This is a genomic window from Pseudomonas sp. LBUM1649, from assembly GCF_059716155.1.
The window spans coordinates 1,760,839-1,785,734 of record NZ_CP166807.1; the positions used below are offsets into that span (position 1 = coordinate 1,760,839).

Consider the following 24,896-nt stretch of genomic DNA (forward strand, 5'->3'; position numbering starts at 1 on the left):
CTGCTCTTGCATCAGTGTGCCTTGAGGTTCTTCAGTTCAACCGCCGCTGCGCCTTCGGCAGCGGTGGCGATCTGACCGATGACCCAAGGCTGCTCGCCGGCTTCGCGCAGCACGTTCAGCGCGGTTTCGACGTGCTCTTGAGCGACGCAGATGACCATGCCGACGCCGCAGTTCAGTACGCGGTGCATTTCGTTTTCGTCGACGTTGCCTTTCTCTTGCAGCCAGTCGAACACGGCCGGACGGGTCCAGCTCGCCACGTCAACCACCGCTTGTGCGCCTTTTGGCAGAACGCGCGGGATGTTGTCCAGCAGGCCACCACCGGTGATGTGGGCCATGGCTTTGACGGCGCCGGTGTCCTTGATCAGCTTGAGCAGCGGCTTCACGTAGATACGGGTCGGGGCCATCAGCAGGTCGGTCAGCGGCTTGCCGTCGAGCTGGATGTTCTCGATGTCGGCGCCGGACACTTCGATGATCTTGCGGATCAGCGAGTAGCCGTTGGAGTGCGGGCCGGAAGACGGCAGGGCGAGCAGGGCATCGCCGGCAGCGACCTTGGAACCGTCGATGATCTCGGCTTTTTCCACGACGCCGACGCAGAAGCCGGCCAGGTCGTAGTCTTCGCCTTCGTACATGCCAGGCATTTCAGCAGTTTCGCCGCCCACCAGGGAGCAGCCGGACAGTTCGCAGCCAGCGCCGATGCCGGTCACGACCTGGGTCGCGGTTTCGACGTTGAGTTTGCCGGTGGCGTAGTAGTCGAGGAAGAACAGCGGCTCGGCGCCGCACACCACCAGGTCGTTGACGCACATGGCAACCAGGTCGATGCCGATGCTGTCGTGCTTGTTCAGGTTCAATGCCAGGCGCAGCTTGGTGCCGACGCCGTCAGTACCGGAAACCAGCACGGGCTGCTTGTAGCCAGCCGGGATTTCGCAGAGGGCGCCGAAACCGCCCAGGCCGCCCATGACTTCCGGGCGCGCAGTGCGCTTGGCGACGCTCTTGATGCGTTCGACCAATGCTTCACCGGCGTCGATGTCTACACCGGCGTCCTTGTAGCTCAGGGAGGGTTGCTTGCTCATGATCCAGGCCTTTAGGGGGGATTTCTGGGTAACGACCGAGTCCAGCGGGACCGCCGAAATCGACGAAGGTGATTGCCTCACGCGATATTCGAGGGTGCCCGGCTGTTGCCGGTCTGCGAAGGCGCGCGATTTTATCAGGCTTGAAGGGCAGCGGCCATCCTCAGGCCGACGGCAGGGGGCATATCGGCCGAAAAAAACCGCCATTGCCCTATGTGAATGACATCCTGCTCGCCTGCACAGGTTGTCGTCATTAACCGTCTATCGTTATCACAGTGCGAAAACTTACCCAGGGCGTGTGAATGTTTTGCGTCGGGCGATGGTCACAGCCTTGCCCGATCGTCTTCATGCGGTCTGTTCCAGCCGCTTTTGTCCTCAGGAATCTTCCATGGGTTTTTGTAAATTCTTGTTTGTGGGTTGCTTGTCACTGGTCAGCCTGGCCAGCCTGGTAAGCCACGCCGAAACCGTCAAAGGCCTTTATAAAGTGCGCGAGCCGGTCAACGGCCAGTCACCGCAAGAGCGTGAGGAAGCGACACAGCGGGCACTCGATACGCTGGTATTGCGCCTGACCGGCGATCCCAAGGCGCCACAGAATCCCGGGCTGGCGGCGATTCGCAAAGACCCGCAGCAAATCATCAGCCAGTATGGCTTCGAGGCAGGCCCCCCGGAAGTGTTGAAAGTCGATTTCGACCCGGGCACCACCGAGCAGGCCTTGCGCCGGGCCGGGTTGTCGATGTGGGGGGCCAATCGGCCGTCGATACTGGGCTGGTGGTTGAACGACTACACCGAGGGCGCGAGCCTGGTGGGCGATGGTCAGGCCGGTGCGACACCACTGCGCCGCGCCGCGCAACACCGTGGTTTGCCCCTGCGTTTGCCGCTGGCGGACCTGAACGAACAAATCGTCGGCACCGCGCCGAATCTGGAAAGTTCCGATCCGTCGGCACTGCGCAGCGCATCGCAGCGTTACAATGCCGATGCCTTGCTGGCGGTCCATGCCCGTGAAGAGGGCGGACAGTGGCAAGCCAAGTGGCAGTTGTGGCTGGGCGATCAGAAAGAGGCCGGCACCGCCCAAGGCGCTGATCAAGCCGCTTTGGCGGACGCGGTGATGCTGGCGGTCAACCAGCGACTGGCACCGCGATTTGTCGCCAAGCCTGGGGGTTCGGCCGCGCAGTTGCTGGAAGTCCAGGGCATGAATCTGGAGCGCTATGCAACCCTTGGGCGTCTGCTGGAGCCTTTCGGCGGTCGTCCTAAAAGTGTCGACGGCGACCGGATTCTTTATCGGGTCAACGGCAGTACCGATCAATTGCGCGCGCAATTGTCGCTGGCCAGGTTGCAGGAGGTCGCGGTGGAGCCGGCGCCCGCACCGGTGCCAGCGGTACCGGTCCAGCCTGTAGTCGGTGGTACGGTCCCCGCGATAGCGCCTGTGCCTGTGCCTGCGCCGGCACCGACGCCGCAATTGCGTTTCCGCTGGTAGGATTTCTCTCTTTATATAGAAGCAATGGAGTGGTTCATGGCCGATACGCGGCGTTGGTTCTGGTTGGGTGGAGTGCTCCTGCTCTGCGCGTTTGTCTGGCTGTTGCATCCAATTCTCACGCCGTTCCTGGTGGCGTTGCTGTTGGCCTATCTGTTTGACCCCTTGGTGGATCGGCTGGAAAAGGCCGGGCTATCACGGACCTGGGGCGTGATTGCGGTATTTGCCCTGTTCACCTTGATCTTCACCACACTGTTGCTAGTGTTGGTGCCGATGCTTGCCAAGCAGTTGTTCCGTTTGTATGAGCTGGCGCCGCAGATGCTCGATTGGCTGCAGCACACCGCATTGCCATGGGCGCAATCGAAGTTTGGCTTGTCGGAGGGTTTCTGGAAGTTCGACAAGCTCAAGGCCGCGATCAGCGAGCACATGGGGCAGACCACCGACATCGTTGGCGTGGTGCTGAGTCAGGCGACGGCGTCGGGCCTGGCGTTGATTGGCTGGCTGGCGAACCTGGTGCTGATTCCGGTGGTGAGTTTCTATTTGCTGCGGGACTGGGACCTGATGATGGCCAAGATCCGCAGCCTGCTGCCGCGCGATCGTGAAGAGCGCGCAGTGTCACTGGCTGAAGAGTGCCATGAGGTGCTTGGCGCCTTCGTCCGCGGGCAATTGCTGGTGATGGTCGCGTTGGGCGTGATTTATGCCGCGGGTCTGATGCTGGTGGGCCTGGAGTTGGGGCTGTTGATCGGGATGATTGCCGGTCTGGCGGCGATTGTGCCGTACATGGGCTTTATCGTTGGTATCGGCGCGGCACTGATTGCCGGCCTGTTCCAGTTTGGCGGCGATTTGTATCCCATGATGGGTATTGTTGCGGTATTCATGGTCGGTCAGGCGCTGGAGGGTATGGTGCTCACGCCATTGCTGGTGGGGGACCGCATCGGCCTGCACCCGGTGGCGGTGATCTTTGCGATTCTGGCCGGGGGCGAACTGTTTGGTTTTACCGGCGTTTTGCTGGCACTGCCAGTGGCGGCGGTGATCATGGTGCTGCTGCGCCATGTGCATGATTTGTATAAGGATTCCGGTATGTACAGTGGCGTGGACGAACCAGAGCCCTAGGAAGGGGGCACGGGCAGCCCGGATCGACACCCGGTGGCTGCCCATGGCGCCAAAGAATCTGCCATAAAACCGGTGCGCTAACGCAAACCTTTGATTTTGCTTGTGGTCTGTCGCATTGTGCGGTCGGCTTCACGGGTATAAACTTCGCAAACTTTACACAGAGGCCACTAACGGTTCCTTTGGAACTGTTCAGTCAGCATGAAACCGATTCAGCTGCCCCTAGGTGTGCGTCTGCGTGACGACGCCACCTTCATCAACTACTACCCAGGCGCCAATGCCGCTGCACTCGGCTATGTCGAGCGGCTGTGCGAAGCCGACGCCGGTTGGACCGAAAGCCTGATTTATCTTTGGGGCAAGCACGGGGTAGGGCGCACGCATTTGTTGCAGGCCGCATGCCTGCGTTTCGAACAGATGGGCGAAACGGCGGTGTACCTGCCGCTGGCCGAGTTGATGGATCGCGGTATCGAAATTCTCGACAACCTCGAGCAATACGAACTGGTCTGCCTGGACGACTTGCAGGCGGTGGCAGGCAAGGCTGACTGGGAAGAAGCGTTGTTCCACCTGTTCAACCGACTGCGTGACAGTGGCCGGCGTCTGCTGATTGCCGCCTCGACTTCGCCACGCGAGCTGCCGGTAAAGCTGGCGGACCTCAAGTCGCGCCTGACCCTGGCGCTGATATTCCAGATGCGCCCACTCTCCGACGAAGACAAGTTGCGCGCCCTGCAACTGCGTGCTTCCCGTCGCGGCCTGCACCTGACCGACGAAGTCGGGCATTTTATCCTGACCCGCGGTACCCGCAGCATGAGCGCGTTGTTCGAACTGCTCGAACAACTCGACCAGGCCTCTCTTCAAGCGCAGCGCAAGCTGACCATTCCGTTCCTCAAAGAGACGCTGGGCTGGTAGCCAGGCCCTGTAAATTCAAGGCCTGCAGCGATGTTCGACATATTTCAAGCGTCAGAAAATCCGCTTTCCTGCAGGGCGCAAACTGCGCAAGTGTCTAGAATGGGCTTTAGCGCTTAGATGTTATCGAGGAACAAAGAAGTCACAAAAAGTTCGATTGAATTTGCAAATGAGGATGATAGCGGGCATAGTCTCGGCTCTTGACAACTATCCAGCCACGGTCGTGCCCATGCTAAATCGCTTTGCACCCCTCGTGCCCCTCGCACTCGTTACCCTGTTGTTCGGTTGCGCTGCCCACACGCCAGTGTCCGAGCAAGCGCAACAACAGCAGGTTCAACATTCCGTTACCGTCCAGTCTTCCGCTCTCTATAAGCAAGCGCTTGAGCTTGAAGAAGCGGCCACTGAGAAAGAACTGGCCAGCTTCGCCGACGGCAAGTCGTACCAGCTTCCGGTTCTGGCCGACAGCATCCTCGAACGCGGCATGTCCCTGATCGGTACCCGTTACCGTTTCGGCGGTACCTCCGAAGCCGGTTTCGATTGCAGCGGTTTCATCGGTTATCTGTTTCGTGAAGAAGCGGGCATGAACTTGCCACGCTCCACTCGCGAAATGATCAACGTCGACGCGCCGCTGGTTTCACGCAGCAAGCTTGAGCCAGGTGATCTGCTGTTCTTCGCCACCAACGGTCGTCGCGGTCGCGTCAGTCATGCCGGCATCTACCTGGGTGACAACCAGTTCATCCATTCCAGCAGCCGCAAAAGCGGTGGTGTGCGCATCGATAACCTCGGTGACAGCTACTGGAGCAAGACCTTCATCGAAGCCAAGCGTGCTCTCGCCATGGCTCCCGCAGCGACGCCAATCGTCACTGCTCGCAAGTAAGCGCACATTTCGTAAGGCGAACTTAAAGTCTTACTTGAAGTTTGCCTGATAAGCGCTAAAATTCTGATCAATGAATGATGGCAAACCGCCTGCGTAAACCGCAGGCGGTTTTCTTTTCTGCGCTCCCGCAGGAAAAGCCGCAGCCTGATCAGGATGCTCTGCTTATGACGATGTCGGCCCGCCTCGCAATCATGCTGTTCGCAGCGCTGCTCAGTGCTTGTGCCAGCCGTACACCGCCACCTGCGCCGGTGGTTCGCGCGCCCATCGTATTCAGTTCCTCCCAGGAATTTTCTCCTGAAGCGCAAGACGTGCTGTTTCGCGCGTTGGGGCTGGTCGGCACGCCTTATCGCTGGGGCGGCAACACGCCGGACTCCGGTTTTGATTGCAGTGGGCTGATTGGCTACGTCTACCGTGATGTTGCCGGTATTGCTCTGCCCCGCACCACACGCGAAATGATTTCCATGCAAGCGGCCAGTGTCGGCAAGGAAGGCCTGCAAACCGGTGACCTGCTCTTCTTCGCCACCAATGGCGGTTCCCAGGTCAGCCATGCCGGCATTTATGTCGGTGAAGGGCGCTTCGTGCATGCGCCGGCTACCGGTGGCACGGTCAAGCTCGACAGCTTGTCCAAGGCTTATTGGCAGAGAGCCTACCTGAGTGCCAAGCGCGTCCTGCAACCCGAGCATTTGGCGCGTAATCCATAGCAGCCAGAGGGTGTTGTCATGACCGCCCGCACGCTCAACCTCGACGATTCGCTCTATCAGTACCTGCTCGACGTCTCCCTGCGCGAAATGCCGGTGCTCAAGCGCTTGCGCGACGAAACCCAGGCGCTGCCCATGGCGCGCTGGCAGGTGGCACCGGAGCAGGGGCAGTTTCTCGCCTTGCTGGTAAAACTCACCGGTGCCCGACGTGTGCTGGAAGTCGGCACCTTCACCGGTTACAGCGCCCTGTGCATGGCAGCGGCATTGCCGGATGACGGCTCGCTGATCTGCTGTGACATTCCCGGGGACTACAACGCCATCGCGCGCCGCTATTGGCAGGAGGCCGGCCTGTCGGGGCGAATCGATCTGCGTTTGGCACCGGCGCTGGAAACCCTCGGCAGGCTGGACGACTCAGGCCAGTTCGATCTGGTGTTCATTGATGCTGACAAGGCCAATTACCCGGCCTACCTGGAACACGCACTACGCCTGTTGCGTACCGGTGGCCTGGCGGTATTCGATAACACGCTGTGGAGTGGTCGGGTGCTTGAGGACAATCCCGAGAGCGCCGATACCCGTGCGATCCAGGCGCTCAATCTTGCCCTGAAGGATGACGCGCGGGTGGATTTGTCGCTGTTGCCGTTGGGGGATGGGCTTACGCTCTGCCGTAAACGCTAATCCCTTGTGGGAGCGAGCCTGCTCGCGAATGCGGTGGGTCAGTCACATTAATGTCGGCTGACACGCCCTTTTCGCGAGCAGGCTCGCTCCCACAGGTGTGTTGTCAATATTTAACCGCCGACACCCGCCACACCTTGTTCCCCACATCATCGGCCACCAGCAAATCCCCTTGCTGATCGATCACCACACCCACCGGCCGGCCCATGGCTTTTTCCTCGTCATTGAGGAATCCGGTGAGCACATCCACCGGTTGCCCGCTCGGTTTGCCGCTGCTAAAGGGCACGAAAATCACTTTGTAACCGCTGTGCGGCTTGCGGTTCCATGAGCCATGTTGGCCGATGAATGCGCCTTCCTTGAACTGCGCCGGCAACCTGTTGCCTTCGGCGAATGTCAGGCCCAGTGAGGCGGTGTGGGGGCCCACCGCGTAGTCCGGGGCAATCGCCTTGGCCACCAGGTCGGGGTTTTGCGGTTCGACCCGAATGTCGATGTGCTGGCCGTAATAGCTGAATGGCCAGCCATAGAAGCCGCCATCTTTGACCGAGGTGATGTAGTCCGGCACGAGGTCGCTGCCGATTTCGTCTCGCTCGTTGACGGCCGTCCACAGCGCCCCGCTTTGTGGCTCCCAGGCCATGCCGTTGGGGTTGCGCAGGCCTGAAGCGAAGATCCGGTGGTTACCGGTAGCGCGATCCACTTCCCAGATCGCCGCGCGCCCTTGCTCCTGGTCCATGCCGTTTTCGCCGACGTTACTGTTGGAGCCCACCGTGACGTACAGCTTGCTGCCGTCCTTGCTGGCGATGACGTTTTTGGTCCAGTGGTGATTCAGGGTGCCCCCCGGCAGGTCGACGACTTTGATCGGTTGTGACTTGATTGCCGTGTCACCGTTTTCATAGTGGAAGCGCAACAGCCGGTCGGTGTCGGCAACGTACAGGTCACTGCCGACCAGGGTCATGCCAAAGGGCGAGTTGAGGTTTTCCAGGAATACCGTGCGGGTTTCGGCGATGCCATCGTGGTTGGTGTCGCGCAGCAGTGTGATGCGGTTCGGGCTCGGCACGGCGGCACCGGCGCGCCCCATGACTTTCTTGGTGATCCAGCCCTTGATGCCTTTGTTGTCATCGGGTTTGGGCGGGGCATTGGTTTCGGCGACCAGCACGTCGCCATTGGGCAGCACGTATAGCCAGCGCGGATGATCGAGGTTCTCGGCAAATGCGCCGACCTGAGTGCCGCTGGCCGCGACGGGTTTTGCGCCGTCCGCCCAGCCGATGGCCGGGGCGATGTTCATCGTCGGGAACAGTGTCTTGTTCGGTTCCGGGAGCTTGGGGGACGGCCCGGTGCCGTCGTTGACTTGCAAGCGGGCGGTTTCGCCACAGGCGGCGAGCCCTCCCGCTAACGCGATGACGAAAACCAGCTGAGACGTGCGCATTGCTGACATTCCCTATGAATGAAGTGACTTAAATCATAGAGAAGCGTGACAGCCCGATGGTTCAACCCTAGCCGCGAGCTTCCTTGAGCAGCACGGCGATACCGGGGTGATAGTGGCCGGCTTCATTGCGCAGTTTGCGGTAGGCATAAGGGAAATACCAGGCCACGGCGCAGCAGTGCTCCTTTTGCAGGTCATCGACCATGTCCTGGAGTTCTTCGGGGGTGGTCCCTTGTTGGCTCTTGTGCGGTGCGACGAACAGGCAGCCGATTTTCAGGTCGCTGGCGTAGCTGATTTTTTTCGCGTCGCTGGTGATGTCTTGCAGGGCCTGGGTCAGGTTCAGGCTGTTGACCCGTGGCCAGCGTTGGGTGGTCTGCAGCCAGGCGCGTGCTTCGGTCGTGGCGATAAACAGATCGGCGCGGCCGTTGCGTTCGCCTTCTTCGGTCTGTTTGCGCGTGGGCGATTGTTGCAGCGTGATCATCTCGGCCATCCATGCGGCGGCGGAAAGCAGGCCGAGGTTGGCTTTTTCGTCGAGCCAGTAGGGTGTCTCGCTGTCGCCGCGCACGGCGTTATAGCGGTCGATACAGACGAACCAGCGTTCCAGTACCCGACGCAGGAATTCCAGCTTCGGATTGCTGATGATCATGCCTTGCATGGGACTCACCCTTGTTCTTGTATTGTGGGGTTGTGGCTATTTGATATCGCCGCTGTGAGTGTGACACAAGATTGACGTCATTTTATGGATGGGTGGTAGTTATTCGTTCCGGTACCGCGTCTTCAATTGACGCTCCACCCCCAACCCTCTAACCTTCGCCGCTTGTTTCAGGTGCTCTGTGACTTGGGTCGACAGAGTGAAACAGGGAAGCCGGTGAGTGAGCGCTTCAGTCGATGAAGCCCTGCGATCCCGGCGCTGCCCCCGCAACGGTAAATGAGTGAAAACTGCGTCTGAAGCCACTGCGTCGATCTGTGACGCGGGAAGGCGCGCAGTCCGGCATCACGCCGCTCATGAGCCCGGAGACCGGCCTGATCCATCCAAGCGGCATCACGGTGGGCGATGCCAGGCTTCTTGCCATCTATTCTTGTGCCTGCCCGCCGTTAATCCTGCCTCAACGGAGAGCTCCCCATGTCTGATACCCCTGATCGTGACGAACGTCATCTGGCGCGCATGCTGCGCAAAAAGGCCGTGATCGACGAACGCATCGCCAATTCCCCGAACGAATGCGGACTGCTGCTGGTGCTCACCGGCAACGGCAAAGGCAAGAGCAGCTCGGCGTTCGGCATGCTCGCGCGCGCCATGGGGCATGGCATGCAGTGCGGAGTGGTGCAGTTCATCAAGGGGCGCAACAGCACCGGCGAAGAGTTGTTCTTCCGACGCGTCCCCGAGCAGGTGCGTTTTCATGTGATGGGCGAGGGCTTCACCTGGGAGACCCAGGATCGCCAGCGCGACATCGCGGCTGCCGAAGCGGCCTGGGCGGTGTCGCAGCAACTGCTGCGCGATCCATCGATCGGCCTGGTGGTGCTGGACGAACTGAACATCGCCCTCAAGCACGGCTACCTCGATCTCGATCAGGTGCTCAGCGATTTGCAGGCGCGCCCGCCCATGCAGCACGTGGTGGTCACCGGTCGCGGCGCCAAGCCGGAGATGGTCGAGCTGGCTGACACCGTCACCGAAATGGGCATGATCAAGCACGCCTTCCAGGCCGGTATCAAAGCGCAAAAAGGCGTCGAGCTGTGAATCAACCTCTTCATTGCCCGGCAGTACTGATTGCCGCGCCGGCGTCCGGTCAGGGCAAGACCACCGTGACCGCCGCGCTGGCCCGGTTGCATCGTAACCAGGGACGCAAGGTTCGCGTGTTCAAGTGCGGCCCGGATTTTCTCGACCCGATGATCCTCGAACGCGCCAGCGGTGCGCCGGTGTATCAGCTGGACATGTGGATGGTCGGCGAGCAGGACAGTCGCCGCCTGTTGTGGGAGGCTGCCAGCGACGCCGACCTGATCCTGATCGAAGGCGTCATGGGGCTGTTCGATGGTACGCCGTCCAGTGCTGATCTGGCGCGGCATTTCGGCGTGCCGGTGCTCGGTGTGATCGACGGCACCGCCATGGCCCAGACCTTTGGTGCACTGGCCCTGGGCCTGGCGCGCTATCAGCCGGACTTGCCGTTTGCCGGCGTGCTGGCCAACCGCGTGGGCACCCTGCGCCACGCACAACTGCTCGAAGGCAGCCTGACCGAAGGCCTGCGCTGGTACGGCGCGTTGTCCCGGGAGATCGGGATCGAATTGCCGAGCCGCCACCTTGGCCTGGTGCAGGCCAGTGAGTTGAATGACCTGGATGTGCGCCTCGATGCAGCGGCCGACGCCCTGGCCAGCAGTTGTGAGGTCGCGCTCCCGCCGGCGGTGGAATTCGCCGCGCCAGATGTGGTGACTGTTGAACCCTTGCTGGCTGGCGTGCGCATTGCCGTGGCCCGTGATGAAGCGTTTGCCTTTACCTATGGCGCGAGCCTGGATTTGTTGCGGGCGATGGGGGCCGAACTGCGGTTTTTCTCGCCGATCCGTGACGCCGCGCTGCCACACGCTGATAGCCTCTATCTGCCGGGCGGTTACCCGGAATTGCACCACGTGGCGCTGTCGCAGAACACCTCGATGCTGACTGCAATCCGCGCTCACCACGCCGCCGGCAAACCCTTGCTGGCCGAATGCGGCGGCATGCTTTATTTGCTCGATTCGCTGACCGATGTCGAGGGCACGCGTGCAGAGCTGGTGGGCTTGTTGAAGGGCGATGCGGTAATGCAGAAGCGCCTTGCTGCATTGGCTCTGCAAGCGGTGGAGCTGCCGGAAGGCTCATTGCGCGGGCACACTTATCATCATTCGCTGACCAGTACCGAGCTTGAGCCGATTGCCCGTGGTCTGAGTCCTAACGGCGGGCGAGGGGCAGAGGCGGTATATCGTGAGGGGCGGATGACAGCCTCTTATGTGCACTTCTATTTTCCGTCCAATCCGTCGGCGATTGCCGCGCTGTTTGCGCCTGACCGTTCGGACGCCTTCGCGAGCAGGCTCGCTCCCACATTGGTAAGTGAATTGCCTGAAGAAATGCGGTCCACTGTGGGAGCGAGCCTGCTCGCGAAGAGGCCATGACCGACAACGCCTTCTCCGACGCCGAACGCGCAGCGGTCTACCGCGCCATAGGCGAACGCCGCGATATGCGTCACTTCGCTGGCGGCGCGGTCGAGCCCGAGTTGCTGCGGCGCCTGCTCGAAGCCGCGCATCAGGCACCGAGTGTGGGCCTGATGCAGCCCTGGCGCTTCATCCGCATCAGCGATCGAGCCTTGCGCAGCCAGATCCAGCTGCTGGTGGAGCAAGAACGCATCCGCACCGCCGAGGCCCTCGGTGAGCGCACCGACGAGTTCATGCAGCTCAAGGTCGAGGGCATCAACGATTGCGCCGAGGTGCTGGTCGCCGCGCTGATGGACGATCGCGAACGGCATATCTTCGGTCGTCGTACCCTGCCGGAAATGGACCTGGCCTCGTTGTCCTGCGCGATCCAGAACCTCTGGCTGGCGTCCCGCGCCGAAGGGCTGGGCATGGGTTGGGTCTCGCTGTTCGAACCGCAAGCCCTGGCGGACCTGCTGGGCCTGCCACCTGGCGCCAAGCCCTTGGCCATTCTCTGCCTGGGACCGGTCAAGGCCTTCTATCCGGCGCCGATGCTGGTACTCGAAGGCTGGGCGCAGGCGCGTCCGCTGAGTGAGCTGTTGTATGAAAATTATTGGGGAGTGAGTCAATGAGTGTGGCGTTATTGAGTGTCGCCGCGGTGGCGCTGGATGCGCTGCTGGGTGAACCCAAACGCTGGCATCCGCTGGTGGCGTTCGGCCGTTTTGCCGAGCGCATCGAGCAACGTTTCAATGGCGGCGGCCGCGGCTGGCGCAGCCATGGGGTCACCGCGTGGGTGATCGCCGTATTGCCGCTGACCCTGTTGGCCACGGCTTTCTCATGGGCACCTTACGTCGGCTGGATCGTCGAGATTCTCGCGCTCTATTGCGCCCTGGGCATGCGCAGCCTCGGCGAGCATGTCACGCCTGTGGCCAAGGCCTTGCGCAGCGATAATCTTGAAGAAGCACGCCAACGCGTGAGTTATCTGGTCAGCCGTAAAACCAGTGATCTGGATGAGACCGCCGTGGCCCGTGCCGCCACCGAATCGGTGCTGGAAAACGGCAGCGACGCGGTGTTTGCCGCGCTGTTCTGGTTTGCCGTGGCCGGTGCGCCGGGCGTGGTGCTCTACCGTTTGAGCAACACCCTGGACGCGATGTGGGGCTATCGCAACGAACGCTTCGAGCGTTTCGGCTGGGCGGCGGCGAAGATCGACGACGTGCTCAATTACATTCCTGCGCGCCTGGTGGCGCTGACCTATGCGCTACTGGGCAAAACCCGGCTGGCGTTGAAGTGTTGGCGCACCCAGGGGCCGACCTGGGATAGCCCGAATGCCGGCCCGGTGATGGCGGCGGGTGCCGGTGCGTTGGGCGTCGAGCTGGGCGGGGCGGCGATTTATCACGGTGAACTGCATCAGCGCCCGACGCTGGGCGAGGGCGTGCCGGCGGATGCCGACGCCATCGACCGCGGCTGGCAACTGGTGCAGCGTGGGGTATGGTTGTGGCTGCTGATTCTGTGCGTGGGGTCTGAATTTTATGCTTGAGCACGGCGGACGATTGCGCAAGGCGGCGCACGAATACGGCATCGACGAAGCCGATTGGCTTGACCTGTCCAGCGGCCTGGCGCCCTGGCCGTTTCCGGTGCCGGACATCCCGCTGCGGGCCTGGGCACGGTTGCCTGAAACCGATGACGGTCTGGAGCAGGCGGCCTGCGACTACTACGGTACCCTGCAGGCACTGCCGGTAGCCGGTTCGCAGATGGCCATCCAGTTGCTGCCACGCTTGCGGCGGGCGGGCAAGGTCGGCGTACTGTCGCCCTGTTATGCCGAACATGCCGAGGCGTGGCGCCGCAATGGCTACATCGTACGCGAGGTGCTGGAGCAGGAGGTCGACTTCTTCGTCGATAGCCTCGACGTGCTGGTGGTGGTTAACCCGAACAATCCGACCGGGTTGAACTTGACGCCCGCCCGTCTGCTCGACTGGCATTCGCGCCTGGCCCAGCGCGGTGGCTGGCTGGTGGTGGACGAGGCCTTCATGGACAACACGCCGCACCTGAGTGTGGCGCCGTTTGCCCATCAGGTCGGTTTGATCGTGCTGCGCTCCTTTGGCAAGTTTTTCGGCCTGGCCGGGGTGCGCCTGGGTTTTGTCCTGGCTGAGCGCAGGTTGCTCAAGTTGCTCGCCGAGCAGGTGGGGCCGTGGGCGGTCAGCGGACCGACCCGGGTGCTGGGTCAGGCGTGCCTGCGCGACACCGAAGGGCATGTGCGACAGCGCGAGCGCGCCGATGAGGCCAGCGAGCGGCTGGCAACCTTGTTGGCGCGGTACGGCTTTGAACCCCAGGGCGGTTGCGCCTTGTTCCAATGGTTGATCACCGAGCGCGCCGAAGTGCTACACGAGTTCATGGCCCGGCGCGGTATTCTGTTGCGCCTGTTCACCCACAACAGCAGTCTGCGTTTCGGCCTGCCTGGCGATGAAGCCGACTGGACACGCCTCGATTCAGCGTTCGACGCCTTCGCCAGGGAAAGCCAATGACCACGTTGATGGTGCAGGGCACCACATCCGACGCGGGTAAAAGCACGCTGGTGACGGCACTGTGCCGCTGGGTGACACGCCAGGGTGTCAGCGTGGTGCCGTTCAAGCCGCAGAACATGGCGCTCAACAGCGCGGTGACTGCCGACGGTGGCGAAATTGGTCGCGCGCAAGCGGTGCAAGCCCAGGCTGCCTTTCTTGAACCCCACACCGACATGAACCCGGTGCTGCTCAAGCCCAACAGCGATACCGGCGCCCAGGTGATTATCCATGGTCGTGCGGTCACCACGATGAACGCCGTGGCCTATCACGACTACAAAACCATCGCGATGCAAGCGGTGCTGGCCTCCCATGAACGCTTGAGCGCTGCGTATCCGCTGGTGATGGTCGAGGGCGCGGGCTCACCGGCCGAGATCAATCTGCGCGCTGGCGACATCGCCAACATGGGCTTCGCCGAAGCGGTGGATTGCCCGGTGGTGCTGATCGCCGACATCAATCGGGGCGGGGTTTTCGCACACCTGGTGGGCACCCTGGAACTGCTGTCGCCCACAGAGCAGGCGCGGGTCAAAGGCTTCATCATCAACCGTTTTCGTGGTGACATCGCCCTGCTGCAACCCGGTCTCGACTGGCTTGAAGCGCGCACTGGCAAACCGGTGATCGGCGTGCTGCCGTACGTGATGGACTTGCACCTGGAGGCCGAGGACGGCATCGATCAGCGCCAGGCCGACAAGGCCGAGCAGGTGCTCAAAGTGGTGGTGCCGGTGTTGCCGCGCATAAGCAACCACACCGATTTCGATCCACTGCGCCTGCACCCGCAAGTGGACCTGCAATTCATAGGCCCCGGCCAGGCGATTCCAGCGGCCGACCTGATCATTCTGCCAGGCTCGAAAAGCGTGCGCAGCGATCTGGCCTATCTGCGCGCCAATGGCTGGGAAACCGCGATCTCGCGACACCTGCGCTATGGCGGGAAAGTGCTGGGCATTTGTGGCGGCCTGCAGATGCTCGGTGAGCAGGTGCATGATCCGTTGGGCCTTGAAGGCGCGCCGGGTTCCAGCACTGGCCTGGGCTTGTTGGCGTTCGAGACGCAACTCGAAGAAGAGAAGCAATTGCGCAATGTGCGCGGGCGCCTGGCGCTGGAAGACGCGCCGGTCAGCGGCTATGAAATTCACGCCGGCGTCACCACCGGGCCGGCGTTGGAAAACGCCGCGGTACAGTTGGACGATGGCCGCTGCGATGGCGCGAAAAGTGTTGATGGGCAGATTTTCGGCACCTATCTGCATGGCCTGTTTGAATCCCCGGCAGCGTGTAGTGCGCTGTTGCGTTGGGCGGGTTTGCAGGAGGTGCAGGATGTGGATTATCACGGGTTGCGCGAGCGGGATATCGAGCGGCTGGCGGATCTGGTGGAGAAGCATCTGGATACCCGGCTGTTGCGCGAACTCTGCGGTTTCTGAGGTGGCTGTTCCGGCGTCATCGCGGGCAAGTCGGATCGCCGCACCGCTTGCTCCTACAAGGACGCCACCGCATCTGTAGGAGCAAGGCTTGCCCGCGATGAGGCCAGCTGTCTCACTGAAGATTTTAAGGAATGAACCATGCTCCAACTGATCCTCGGCGGCGCCCGCTCCGGCAAGAGTCGCCTGGCTGAAAAACTGGCAACAGACAGCCAGCTTCAAGTGACCTACATCGCCACCAGCCAACCCCTGGACGGCGAAATGAACGAGCGGGTCGCCCATCACCGCGCCCGCCGCCCGGCCGACTGGGCATTGATCGAAGAGCCGCTGGAACTGGCCCGCGTCCTGCGCGAAAGCGCCAGCGCGGAACGCTGCCTTCTGGTGGATTGCCTGACGCTGTGGCTGACCAACCTGCTGATGCTCGAAGATGCCGAACGCCTGAACGCCGAGCGCGAAGCCTTGCTCGAATGCCTGGCGTCGCTGCCGGGTGAAATCATTTTTGTCAGCAACGAGACCGGAATGGGTGTCGTGCCGCTGGGCGAATTGACTCGCCGCTATGTCGATGAAGCCGGTTGGCTGCATCAAGCCCTGGCCGAGCGTTGTCAGCGCGTCATCCTGACCGTCGCCGGCCTGCCCCTGACTTTGAAAGGAACTGCGTTATGAGCCCATCCTGGTGGCTGACCCCGTGCCAACCGATCGACGCCCAGGCTGTCGAGCAGGCGCAAGCCCGTCAACAGCAACTGACCAAACCGGCCGGCTCCCTCGGTCAGCTTGAGTCGGTGGCGGTGCAGCTGGCCGGACTCCAGGGGCAGGTCAAACCAAGTCTTGATCGGTTGTGGATCGCGATTTTTGCCGGTGATCATGGTGTGGTGGCCGAGGGGGTATCGGCCTATCCCCAGGAAGTCACCGGGCAGATGCTGCACAACTTCGTCAGCGGCGGTGCGGCAATCAGCGTGTTGGCGCGGCAATTGGGCGCCTCCCTGGAAGTGGTCGATCTCGGCACCATCACACCGTCGTTGAACCTGGCGGGTGTGCGACACCTGAACATCGGTCCCGGCACGGCGAATTTTGCCCAGGGTCCGGCGATGACCGTGGCGCAAGGCGAACGTGCGTTGCAGGCCGGTCGCGACAGCGTGCAGCGTGCCATCGCGATGGGAGCGCAACTGTTCATCGGTGGCGAAATGGGCATCGGCAACACCACGGCGGCCAGCGCCCTGGCCTGTGCCTTGCTCGATTGCCCGGTGGCGCATCTGACCGGGCCGGGCACGGGGCTGGATGCGGCGGGTATCAGTCATAAAGCGCAAGTGATCGAGCGGGCGCTGGCACTGCACGGCGCTCAACGTGACGATGCGCTGCACACCCTGTTCAATCTCGGTGGTTTTGAAATCGCGGCATTGGTCGGCGCCTACCTGGCGTGCGCCCAGCAAGGCATTGCGGTGCTGGTGGACGGGTTCATCTGCAGTGTCGCGGCGTTGGTGGCGGTGCGATTGAATCCGCCGTGCCGGCAATGGCTGTTGTTCGCTCATCGCGGTGCCGAGCCGGGTCATTGCCATGTTCTGGAAACCCTGAATGCCGAACCGTTGCTGGACCTCGGGTTGCGTCTGGGCGAGGGCAGTGGCGCCGCGTTGGCCGTGCCCTTACTGCGTCTGGCCTGCGACCTGCACGGGCAGATGGCGACGTTCGCCGAAGCGGCGGTGGCGGATCGTCCGGCATGATCTTGCATCTGGATCTGTTGCGCCACGGTGAAACCGAACTCGGCGGGGGCTTGCGCGGCAGCCTCGACGACGCGTTGACCGACAAGGGCTGGGCGCAGATGCGCGAAGCGGTGGTGGAGCAGGGGCCTTGGGATCGCCTGGTCAGTTCGCCGTTGCAGCGCTGTGCGCGCTTCGCCGAAGAACTGGCGGTGCAATCAGGGCTGCCAATCGAGCTGGACAAAAACCTGCAGGAACTGCACTTCGGTGCCTGGGAAGGGCAGAGTGCCGCGGCGCTGATGGAAACCGACGCCCAGGCCCTGGGTTTGTTCTGGGCTGATCCTTACTCGTTTACCCCACCTGAGGGCGAACCGGTCGCGGACTTTTCCGCGCGGGTGCTGACGGCGGTGGCGCGCTTGCATGGGGCGTACGCCGGAGAACGTGTGCTGCTGATCAGTCATGGCGGGGTCATGCGTTTATTGCTGGCTCACGCCCGGGGCTTGCCACGCGAGCAGCTGCTCAATGTCGAAGTGGCTCATGGCGCGCTGTTCTCGCTGTCGGTCGAGCCCGGTGGCGTCTTAAGGGAAGTGCGCTGAGCATGTTGCCATTCTGGATCGCCCTGCAATTCCTCAGCAGTCTGCCGATTCATCTGCCGGGCATGCCAACGCCTGAGGAACTGGGACGCTCGCTGCTGTTTTATCCGCTGGTGGGTGTGCTGTTCGGCGGCATTTTGTGGGGGCTGAACGGGCTGTTGCTGGGCACGCCATTATTGCTTCACGCCGCACTGCTGCTGAGCGTTTGGGTCGTGCTCAGCGGCGCGCTGCATCTGGACGGCCTGGCCGACAGCGCCGACGCCTGGCTGGGCGGATTCGGTGACCGCGAGCGTACGCTGTCGATCATGAAGGATCCGCGCAGCGGGCCGATCGCGGTGGTCACGCTGGTATTGGTATTGCTGCTGAAATTTGCCGCACTGGTTGCGCTGATCGAACAGCAGCATGCGCTGGCCCTGATCATCGTTCCCCTGATCGGCCGCAGTGCGTTGCTGGGGTTGTTCCTGACCACGCCTTATGTGCGTTCCGGCGGTTTGGGTCAGGCCCTGGCCGATCATCTTCCGCGATTGGCGGGCAAGCAGGTGTTGGCGGCCAGTGCCTTGGTGTGCATCCTGGTTGCGGGCCTTGGCGGTGTTATTGCCGTGGTGCTGGCGGTCCTGCTATTCGTCTGGTTAAGGCAGGTGATGATGCGGCGATTGGGCGGGACCACAGGTGACACCGCGGGGGCGTTGCTGGAATTGCTGGAGGTGGCAGTGCTGGTGGGCGTGGCGCTCGTCCTGTAGGAGCGAGCATGCTCGCGATGGTCGTCAACGAAAACGCTGGCTGCCTGATACCCCTCGGTGCTTGTGCCTCCATCGCGAGCATGCTCGCTCCTACAGGGGTTTGCTGTAACATAAATTTGCATTCTTCTAACCGCGGGTATATACACGCATCATGCTCGATTCCCAATGTTTATGCATCAACCTGCGTCGCGCCGCCCGTGGTGTCAGCAGGCATTACGACGGCGCTCTCGATGGCTTCGGGATCAACGTTGCCCAGTATTCTTTGCTGTGCAATCTGCAGCGCCTGGATCAACCGAGTATTTCCACCCTCGCCGAGGCCATGGGCCTGGATCGCAGCACCCTTGGGCGCAATTTGCGGGTGCTGGAAGGTGAAGGCCTGGTGACGCTGGTCGAGGGCGAGGACATGCGCAATCGCATCGTCGTGCTGACTGAAGCGGGCGCCGAGCGCCTGAATGCCGCCTTGCCGGCCTGGGAGGCGGCGCAACAGCGATTGATCGATCGCCTGGGCGCGGAAAAGCGTGAAACGTTATTGAAATTGCTGGACGAACTGGCTTGAAGCCGGTTCGTTCGATTTTAAGCGGGTATATACCCGCGTCTGGAGAGCAAGAATGACCTCGATGTGGCGTACGTGCGGTTGGGTTTTGCTGGGAAGTGCGCTGATCCTGGCGTTGTCTCTGGGGGTGCGACACGGCTTCGGGCTGTTCCTGGCGCCGATGAGCGCCGAATTCGGCTGGGGGCGTGAGGTCTTCGCCTTCGCCATCGCCCTGCAGAACCTGATCTGGGGCCTGGCGCAACCGTTCACCGGTGCCCTGGCCGACCGCTTTGGCGCGGCGAAAGTGGTGCTGGTCGGCGGTGTCCTGTACGCGGCGGGGTTGGTATGCATGGGGCTTTCCGACTCGGCGGTGACCTTGTCCCTGAGCGCCGGCCTGCTGATCGGGCTCGGCCTGTCCGGCACGTCCTTCTCGGTGATCCTCGGCGTGGTCGGGCGCGCGGTGCCGCCGGAAAAACGCAGCATGGGCATGGGTATCGCCAGCGCCGCCGGTTCATTCGGCCAGTTCGCCATGCTGCCCGGCACGCTCGGGTTGATCGGCTGGCTCGGCTGGTCGGCGGCCTTGCTGGCGCTGGGTGTGCTGGTGGCGCTGATCGTGCCATTGGTGAGCATACTCAAGGACAAGCCGCTGCCGGTACTCGGCCACGAACAGACCCTTTCTGAAGCGCTGCACGAGGCCTGTTCCCATTCGGGATTCTGGCTGCTGGCGTTCGGCTTTTTTGTCTGTGGGTTCCAGGTGGTGTTTATTGGCGTGCACCTGCCGGCGTACCTGGTGGATCAACATCTGCCAGCGACGGTGGGCACCACGGTGCTGGCGCTGATCGGCCTGTTCAACATCTTCGGCACCTATACCGCAGGCTGGCTCGGCGGGCGCATGTCCAAACCGCGTTTGCTGACTGTTTTGTACCTGCTGCGCGCCGTGGTGATCGGGCTGTTCCTGTGGGCGCCGGTGACGACGACCAGCGCCTACTTGTTCGGGATGGCCATGGGCTTGCTGTGGTTGTCGACCGTTCCCTTGACCAACGGCACCGTTGCCACCTTGTTCGGCGTACGAAATCTGTCCATGCTCGGTGGGATCGTTTTCCTGTTTCACCAGCTCGGGTCATTTCTCGGGGGCTGGCTGGGCGGGGTGGTGTATGACCGGACCGGGAGCTACGACTTGATCTGGCAGGTGGCAATTCTCTTGAGCCTGATGGCTGCCGCCCTGAACTGGCCTGTGCGTGAGCGGCCGGTGGCGCGCCTGCAAAGCCAGTTGAGCGCGACATGAACAGCCTCTGGCCGCGGGTCATGATCGTCGCTGTCTGCACCTTGCTGCTGGCCGTTGCTTGGTGGGGCTGGCATCAGGGAGGCCTGGCGTTGATGCAGTTGGGCATGGGGGCGTGCTAGAGGGCGGCATGCTGGAAGGGGGCGTGCTAGAACGAAGCTTGCTAGCAGCAACTGAGGGCGAGTAACTTCAATCTCACACGAACTTTCAAGGAAGCACCGATATGCTGATGCGCTGGCTGGCGGTTCCCGCGTTACTGGTAGCGTTTACCGGATTGGCTCAGGCGGCAGAGTGCCCGACGCTGCTGCAAGGCTCGTTGCCCAAGTTGCGTGCCAATGAATCCATCGATCTGTGCCAGCGTTTCGCTGGCAAGCCGCTGGTGGTGGTCAATACCGCAAGCTTCTGTGGTTTTGCCCCGCAGTTCAAAAGCCTTGAGGCGCTCAATCAGCGTTATAAGGAGCAGGGGTTGGAGGTGATCGGTGTGCCATCCAATGACTTCAAGCAGGAGTCCAAGGACGGCGCCGAGACGGCCAAGGTCTGCTACGTGAACTACGGCGTGACCTTCACCATGACCGAGCCGCAGAAAGTCCGTGGTGACGATGCAACGCACCTGTTCCAGGTCCTTGCCAAACAGAGCAGTGCGCCGAAATGGAATTTCTACAAGTACGTGGTCGATCGCCAAGGGAAGGTGATCGCCAGTTTCTCCAGCCTGACAACGCCCGATGATCCTCAATTCATCGAGGCGGTGGAGAAAGCGCTGGCTTCGCCACCATTGGCCTCCACGCCCTGACCTGTGGGATGGGGCTCGTTCGCGAAAAACCGACCGCGCCGCGCTCTCTGTACTGTAGGAGCGAGCATGCTCGCGATGGACTTGAGAGCGCCGCGGGGTGTCACGCTTCACGCGTTATCGTTGACGTCCATCGCGAGCAGGCTCGCTCCCAAAAAAAAGCGCTTACAAAAAAACCCCGCCTCTGTGCCAGAGAGCGGGGCTTTTTTGCGTCAGGCGAGGGGTTCAGGCCCGCCCGAAGTCATCAGAAGCGATAGGTCGCACCCACACCGAAACCGTTTGCCCAGTTTTCATACTTGGCGCTGTAGGCCTGGCGGCCGTTGTCATCGTTGACCTTGACCGACTCTTCACGCAGGTACGAATACGCAACGTCGATGGTCAGGTCGTCGGTCGGGCTCCAGCCGGCGCCCAGGCTGAAGATCGTGCGATCGCCCGTCGGGATGCGCGGGGAGCGGTTTTCGTTGTTGGTTGGCGCCTGGTCAACCGACAGGCCGGTACGCAGCACCCACTGCTTGTTCAACTGGTAAGAGGCGCCGATGGCGTGAGCCCAGGTGTCGTGCCAGTTCTGCTCTTCGGTGATGGTGCCGAATGCTGGGTTCAAAGTAGCAGGTACGCCACTGTTCTCGACGGTGATCTCTTTCAGGCGGCTCCAGCGAGTCCAGGTGCTGCCTGCGTAGAGGGTCCACTGGTCGTCCAGTTGATGAGTGACCGAGAAGTCGACCGACTCAGGCGTGGTGATGTCCAGCGAAGCGTCGTACTTCTGGTTCGGGCTCTGACGCAGGGCAGCGAGACCGACGTAGTTGACCTTGGTGTCACCGTCGAGCTTGTACTTCACTTTCGAGTGATAAGTCAGGCCGACGCGAGTGGAGTCGGTGGCTTGAACCAGAATACCGATGTTGTAGCCCAGCGCAGTGTCGTCACCCTTGATTTTGACTTCACCGTCCGGTGCGGCTGGGTTCGGGCTCAGTGACAGGTTCGACTCCAGCTTGCCGTCGATACGGTTGATGGTCGGGCCGAAACCGATCGACACCTTGTCGTTGAAGGCGTAGCTGACGGTTGGCTGGAGGGTGATGATTCGTACTTCGCTCTTGCTGCCAAAGTATCGGCCGGCGAAGCCGTTCTCGTAGTCTGTCACCAGGCCGAACGGTGCATAGACGCCGAAACCGACCGCCCACTGGTCATCGATTGGCTTGACGTAATAGCCCATCGGTACGCCCATGAAAGGGACCATATCACCCTTGTTGGTGCCGCCATTCGTAGAGCTGGCATCACTGATGTCAGTGTGCGCGTCGATGAATGCAACACCACCGGTCACTTGTTCACGCTTGAGGCGCGACATGCCGGCAGGGTTGCCAACAACGGTGGATGCATCGTCGGCAGAAGAAGATCGCCCGGCAAAACCTGTCCCCATCCCGCTGATGCTTTGTTCGTTGAGGGCAAAACCACTTGCGAAGATCTGGGTGGATGCCAAGGCAACGGCGAGGCTAATGGTGGTTTTGAGCATTACTTTTTTCATTGTTAGAATTCCTGGTGATCACCGGGGCGAAAATTACCAACATTTTCGTCCCGGCGCCATAGGCTGTAATGCTTGATTTAGAGCGGTTTTGTAGGACAATCCGACCAGATTCGCCACGGTTGCGCGATCTTTGGATCAAGAGGTTTCAGCAGGCGACCAGATTCATCGGTGCAACACAGGTTTGCCAGGCATAGGTGAAGTCTCTCAGGCGTCCTTGGGGCTGGAAGGTCTGGCGCCAGATTCGAGCCATGCCCAGCAGGTCGTCTGCTTCGGGGAGCGGGGTGTTCTGTTCTTCGACCAGCAGCCAGGCGATGGCAGTGGCGTAACGCAGGTTGACGGTCAATTCGACGTGCGGGCCGCTGAGGAATGCGTGCTGGCTGGCCAGGCCGCGCACCAGGCTTGCGCGTTCCGGATCAAGTGCCAGGTAGTGGTCCCAGAGTGCCTGGTGGCGGGGCTCGGCGATTCGGTACAGGCCGTGTCCACGGCGGTCGTGCAGGGCGGAACCAAGGGCTGACTGGCTGGCGGCGATGCCTAGCAGCAGGGATTCGGCGGTTGCGCTATGGCGTCCAAGGTAGATCAGAGTCGGACGGATCACATAACGGCACAGTTCGCTGGCAGCGATACCCATAAAGCCCTCGATACATCAAATTGGCGGCGAACCTGAAAGGCTTTGGCAGCGGTGAATCGACTCAGGCTCGCCGGAAGCGGATCAAAGCCGCTTGAGTTGAAGTCTAGTGTCATATTCACCGCGTAAAGGTCTGTTTTTAAAATATTTCCGCCGGCCAGTTATAAACCTTATATCTATCCGTACTTAGGCATCGTGAAACGTCGGGCAACAAAAAGCCCCGCTTTTCGGGCGGGGCTTCTGGTGTTTCAGTCGTGCTGGCGTCTCAGGCAACCAGTGCCTGACGCGTACGCTCGATCACCGCCTGCAGCGGTTCGGCGCTGGAGTACTGATCGGGGTACAGGCGTTCGCTGTGACGGGCGATGCCGTGTTCGTTGACCAGGGTGAAGCTGAAACAGCCTTTGCGAGCGGCCATGATCAGGCAGTTCATCGGTGCAAAAGCGTTGGTGAGGGTGCGGATAGCATCCTGGGTGTGGATTTGAGTAGACATAGTCATTGGGTGTTCCTACAAGCGACACGGATAAGAGCCGTGCAAAATTAAAACGTTCCAGTGACGACGACCACCGTTGGTCGAACGAAGAACCCGACTGGAACAAAGCAGCCAGTTTGAAGCGCTGATAATTGGCGCGCTTGGGCTGGCAGGTAGGTACTTAGGAGGGCAGGCAACACATCAAGGGCAAAGGTTCTGGGCCCGGGGTGAAGATCCTGATCAATTTGCAGGCTGGTTCGGTCAGAGTAAACGTACCTGGCAACACCCTTTGCGATTCAAAGGCTGTGTCGACGCAAGATTTACCTGGAAACCATCGAGGTGGTCGATCCCGCTTTTTCGGTGGCGGCTTCCTGTGGGAAGGCTACTCCGGGGGGATTTGTTCGACCAGAATTGACTTTCAGCTTGGTACTAACGCCGCGGATACTAACGGATTGAACAGGCAAAGGGAAGTGTGCTGTCAAAAAAGATTGAATATTCGCTTGGCCATGGTTCGCCAGCTGCTCGACGCGGCCTGGGGGCTGTCCGGTCATCGCGCGGAATCCGACCGGCGGTCATCACTAAAAGCTGCCTGGGGCGCGGGTTTGACGAGGGGTTATCCCCAGCAAACAAGAAAAATGCATCGAAAAAGCGCAGTGATATAACCGTCACGAAGGTACTTGTGCACATTAGTTGCGCAGACTGTCACGGCGCTGTCATCCAGCCTTCAAACGCAGTGGGTGCCTGTAACCAAAATTTAAGTCAATGAAAAACATCGCTTTTTTTAACTGGTGAAAAAATCGTCAGTTTGACTGCAGGCCCCATTCCACAAGCCTTTGCGCGAGTTCAATGGCGGTTGTCCACTGAGTTATCCACAGCTTCTGTGGATTGTCCCGAGCGTTTGCTCTAGGACGGGCGTGCCGCGTTTTTTTCGGCTTTACCTGTAAGAAAAAGAGAGTAGAGTGGCGCGCCTTCCGATCTGCCACAGTGCTTTATGAAGTTTCGTACACCACCTCCTTCCTCCTCCGCCAAATCGTCCACGGTTGCCGCACCCAAGCGCTTTTCGATGCGGGTGGCCGAGTGGTTGCTGGACAGCCCGCGCCTGGGCGAAAACCCGAACGTCAAACACATCGCCGGACGTTTGCTCAAGCAACCGGCCCGTGAAGGCGTCGTCGCTGCGCAGAGCCGGCTGGGGCAACTGATGTGCCGTGAATGCGGCAATGCCCGGGATCGCCGGATTGGCCAGGATCTCTTGCGTCAGGCCGCGCGGGCAGGGGACTTGCGCGCGCAACAGGAACTGGGCTTGATCGAAGACTGAGCTGTCCAAGACCT

The 24,896-nt window shown here is 61.3% G+C and carries 27 protein-coding genes and 1 riboswitch; of the genes, 21 read left to right on the forward strand and 6 right to left on the reverse strand.

Annotated features, from left to right (window positions below; genetic code table 11):
• Positions 1 to 11: 11 nt before the first annotated feature.
• The gene (purM, locus tag ACA058_RS08150; protein WP_497638629.1) at positions 12 to 1,070 is read right to left on the reverse strand and encodes a phosphoribosylformylglycinamidine cyclo-ligase; all 1,059 of its coding nucleotides are present in this window, start codon (positions 1,068 to 1,070) and stop codon (positions 12 to 14) included.
• A 385-nt stretch (positions 1,071 to 1,455) separates the two neighbouring features.
• On the opposite strand from purM, the gene ACA058_RS08155 reads away from it, so the two are divergent.
• The 6 genes from ACA058_RS08155 to ACA058_RS08180 all read left to right on the forward strand — a co-directional run bounded on the left by ACA058_RS08155 (position 1,456) and on the right by ACA058_RS08180 (position 6,801).
• Complete coding sequence (locus ACA058_RS08155) at positions 1,456 to 2,541, forward strand: DUF2066 domain-containing protein (protein WP_497638630.1); 1,086 nt, start codon at positions 1,456 to 1,458, stop codon at positions 2,539 to 2,541.
• Positions 2,542 to 2,577: 36 nt separating this feature from the next.
• Complete coding sequence (locus ACA058_RS08160) at positions 2,578 to 3,651, forward strand: AI-2E family transporter (protein WP_497638631.1); 1,074 nt, start codon at positions 2,578 to 2,580, stop codon at positions 3,649 to 3,651.
• A 198-nt stretch (positions 3,652 to 3,849) separates the two neighbouring features.
• Entirely contained in the window at positions 3,850 to 4,554 is a 705-nt protein-coding gene (gene hda, locus ACA058_RS08165) for a DnaA regulatory inactivator Hda (RefSeq protein ID WP_497638632.1), read from the forward strand.
• Positions 4,555 to 4,780: 226 nt separating this feature from the next.
• Positions 4,781 to 5,428 (forward strand): C40 family peptidase, encoded by a 648-nt coding sequence (locus tag ACA058_RS08170; protein ID WP_497638633.1) that lies wholly within the window; start codon positions 4,781 to 4,783, stop codon positions 5,426 to 5,428.
• Between the two features lie 164 nt (positions 5,429 to 5,592).
• Positions 5,593 to 6,129: a C40 family peptidase gene (locus ACA058_RS08175; protein ID WP_497638634.1), complete on the forward strand. Its 537-nt coding sequence runs from the start codon at positions 5,593 to 5,595 to the stop codon at positions 6,127 to 6,129.
• Positions 6,130 to 6,147: 18 nt separating this feature from the next.
• Positions 6,148 to 6,801 (forward strand): O-methyltransferase, encoded by a 654-nt coding sequence (locus ACA058_RS08180; protein ID WP_497638635.1) that lies wholly within the window; start codon positions 6,148 to 6,150, stop codon positions 6,799 to 6,801.
• Between the two features lie 103 nt (positions 6,802 to 6,904).
• Here ACA058_RS08180 and ACA058_RS08185 read toward each other — a convergent pair whose 3' ends face one another.
• Together ACA058_RS08185 and ACA058_RS08190 are read right to left on the reverse strand one after the other, a co-directional pair.
• Positions 6,905 to 8,221 (reverse strand): PQQ-dependent sugar dehydrogenase, encoded by a 1,317-nt coding sequence (locus ACA058_RS08185; RefSeq protein WP_497638636.1) that lies wholly within the window; start codon positions 8,219 to 8,221, stop codon positions 6,905 to 6,907.
• Positions 8,222 to 8,288: 67 nt separating this feature from the next.
• Complete coding sequence (locus tag ACA058_RS08190; protein ID WP_497638637.1) at positions 8,289 to 8,873, reverse strand: hypothetical protein; 585 nt, start codon at positions 8,871 to 8,873, stop codon at positions 8,289 to 8,291.
• A 152-nt stretch (positions 8,874 to 9,025) separates the two neighbouring features.
• A riboswitch (cobalamin riboswitch) is annotated at positions 9,026 to 9,259 on the forward strand.
• Between the two features lie 82 nt (positions 9,260 to 9,341).
• Between ACA058_RS08190 and cobO the strand changes: the two genes are divergently transcribed.
• From cobO to ACA058_RS08260, 14 genes are all read left to right on the forward strand, one after another.
• Positions 9,342 to 9,953 (forward strand): cob(I)yrinic acid a,c-diamide adenosyltransferase, encoded by a 612-nt coding sequence (gene cobO, locus ACA058_RS08195; protein ID WP_497638638.1) that lies wholly within the window; start codon positions 9,342 to 9,344, stop codon positions 9,951 to 9,953.
• Positions 9,950 to 11,350: a cobyrinic acid a,c-diamide synthase CobB gene (locus tag ACA058_RS08200; protein ID WP_497638639.1), complete on the forward strand. Its 1,401-nt coding sequence runs from the start codon at positions 9,950 to 9,952 to the stop codon at positions 11,348 to 11,350. Before cobO ends, ACA058_RS08200 begins: the two co-directional genes overlap by 4 nt.
• Positions 11,347 to 11,997: a 5,6-dimethylbenzimidazole synthase gene (gene bluB, locus ACA058_RS08205; protein ID WP_497638640.1), complete on the forward strand. Its 651-nt coding sequence runs from the start codon at positions 11,347 to 11,349 to the stop codon at positions 11,995 to 11,997. Before ACA058_RS08200 ends, bluB begins: the two co-directional genes overlap by 4 nt.
• Complete coding sequence (cbiB, locus tag ACA058_RS08210; protein ID WP_497638641.1) at positions 11,994 to 12,902, forward strand: adenosylcobinamide-phosphate synthase CbiB; 909 nt, start codon at positions 11,994 to 11,996, stop codon at positions 12,900 to 12,902. The genes bluB and cbiB overlap by 4 nt, the downstream gene beginning before the upstream one ends.
• Positions 12,895 to 13,887: a threonine-phosphate decarboxylase CobD gene (gene cobD, locus ACA058_RS08215; RefSeq protein WP_497638642.1), complete on the forward strand. Its 993-nt coding sequence runs from the start codon at positions 12,895 to 12,897 to the stop codon at positions 13,885 to 13,887. The genes cbiB and cobD overlap by 8 nt, the downstream gene beginning before the upstream one ends.
• Positions 13,884 to 15,335, forward strand: coding sequence for a cobyric acid synthase (locus tag ACA058_RS08220; protein ID WP_497638643.1), 1,452 nt, complete (start codon positions 13,884 to 13,886; stop codon positions 15,333 to 15,335). Before cobD ends, ACA058_RS08220 begins: the two co-directional genes overlap by 4 nt.
• Positions 15,336 to 15,473: 138 nt before the next feature.
• Positions 15,474 to 15,995: a bifunctional adenosylcobinamide kinase/adenosylcobinamide-phosphate guanylyltransferase gene (gene cobU, locus ACA058_RS08225; RefSeq protein WP_497638644.1), complete on the forward strand. Its 522-nt coding sequence runs from the start codon at positions 15,474 to 15,476 to the stop codon at positions 15,993 to 15,995.
• The gene (cobT, locus tag ACA058_RS08230) at positions 15,992 to 17,047 is read left to right on the forward strand and encodes a nicotinate-nucleotide--dimethylbenzimidazole phosphoribosyltransferase (RefSeq protein WP_497638645.1); all 1,056 of its coding nucleotides are present in this window, start codon (positions 15,992 to 15,994) and stop codon (positions 17,045 to 17,047) included. Before cobU ends, cobT begins: the two co-directional genes overlap by 4 nt.
• Positions 17,044 to 17,619: an alpha-ribazole phosphatase family protein gene (cobC, locus tag ACA058_RS08235; protein ID WP_497638646.1), complete on the forward strand. Its 576-nt coding sequence runs from the start codon at positions 17,044 to 17,046 to the stop codon at positions 17,617 to 17,619. Before cobT ends, cobC begins: the two co-directional genes overlap by 4 nt.
• 2 nt (positions 17,620 to 17,621) lie before the next feature.
• Entirely contained in the window at positions 17,622 to 18,356 is a 735-nt protein-coding gene (locus ACA058_RS08240) for an adenosylcobinamide-GDP ribazoletransferase (protein WP_497638647.1), read from the forward strand.
• 151 nt (positions 18,357 to 18,507) lie between these two features.
• Positions 18,508 to 18,912, forward strand: a complete 405-nt coding sequence (locus ACA058_RS08245) for a MarR family winged helix-turn-helix transcriptional regulator (RefSeq protein WP_497638648.1) — start codon at positions 18,508 to 18,510, stop codon at positions 18,910 to 18,912.
• A gap of 52 nt (positions 18,913 to 18,964) precedes the next feature.
• Positions 18,965 to 20,173: an MFS transporter gene (locus tag ACA058_RS08250; RefSeq protein ID WP_497638649.1), complete on the forward strand. Its 1,209-nt coding sequence runs from the start codon at positions 18,965 to 18,967 to the stop codon at positions 20,171 to 20,173.
• Positions 20,170 to 20,292, forward strand: coding sequence for a hypothetical protein (locus ACA058_RS08255; RefSeq protein ID WP_497638650.1), 123 nt, complete (start codon positions 20,170 to 20,172; stop codon positions 20,290 to 20,292). Before ACA058_RS08250 ends, ACA058_RS08255 begins: the two co-directional genes overlap by 4 nt.
• Before the next feature lie 101 nt (positions 20,293 to 20,393).
• Positions 20,394 to 20,960, forward strand: coding sequence for a glutathione peroxidase (locus tag ACA058_RS08260; RefSeq protein ID WP_497638651.1), 567 nt, complete (start codon positions 20,394 to 20,396; stop codon positions 20,958 to 20,960).
• Positions 20,961 to 21,201: 241 nt separating this feature from the next.
• Here ACA058_RS08260 and ACA058_RS08265 read toward each other — a convergent pair whose 3' ends face one another.
• From ACA058_RS08265 to ACA058_RS08275, 3 genes are all read right to left on the reverse strand, one after another.
• Positions 21,202 to 22,473, reverse strand: coding sequence for an OmpP1/FadL family transporter (locus tag ACA058_RS08265; RefSeq protein WP_497638652.1), 1,272 nt, complete (start codon positions 22,471 to 22,473; stop codon positions 21,202 to 21,204).
• A gap of 145 nt (positions 22,474 to 22,618) precedes the next feature.
• Positions 22,619 to 23,101, reverse strand: a complete 483-nt coding sequence (locus ACA058_RS08270; protein WP_497638653.1) for a hypothetical protein — start codon at positions 23,099 to 23,101, stop codon at positions 22,619 to 22,621.
• 262 nt (positions 23,102 to 23,363) lie between these two features.
• Positions 23,364 to 23,588 carry a hypothetical protein gene (locus ACA058_RS08275; protein WP_007898912.1) on the reverse strand — a complete coding sequence of 75 codons (225 nt, stop codon included), beginning with the start codon at positions 23,586 to 23,588 and terminating at the stop codon, positions 23,364 to 23,366.
• 970 nt (positions 23,589 to 24,558) lie between these two features.
• Between ACA058_RS08275 and ACA058_RS08280 the strand changes: the two genes are divergently transcribed.
• Complete coding sequence (locus ACA058_RS08280) at positions 24,559 to 24,882, forward strand: sel1 repeat family protein (RefSeq protein WP_497638654.1); 324 nt, start codon at positions 24,559 to 24,561, stop codon at positions 24,880 to 24,882.
• Positions 24,883 to 24,896 lie beyond the last annotated feature (14 nt).